Raw genomic sequence first — 206 nt, 5'->3', positions numbered from 1 at the left:
GCGGTGGTGCTTGACCAAGAAGGGCGACCGGATTTTGAGCTGCTGCAGCAATCGCTCGGCGCTTCTGGAAAGGCCGCTGGCAACCGCGCCTCGGACGCCATTCTCTACGCCTTCGATCTAATTTATCTCGACGGCCATGATCTGCGCGGGATCGAATACCGCTCGCGCCGGCATCTTCTTGAGGATACGCTCACCGAGAAAGATGG

1 protein-coding gene is annotated in these 206 nt (G+C 59.2%); it reads left to right on the top strand.

The window, feature by feature from the left end; all coding sequences use genetic code 11:
- Positions 1 to 206: ATP-dependent DNA ligase (locus tag AF337_RS18870; protein ID WP_483150629.1), on the top strand; the 206-nt coding region annotated here is incomplete at both ends.

Origin of the sequence: Rhizobium ecuadorense, from assembly GCF_001187535.1 — a bacterium.
In the GTDB taxonomy this organism is placed as follows: domain Bacteria; phylum Pseudomonadota; class Alphaproteobacteria; order Rhizobiales; family Rhizobiaceae; genus Rhizobium; species Rhizobium ecuadorense.
This window is presented reverse-complemented; position numbering and strand designations above follow the sequence as displayed.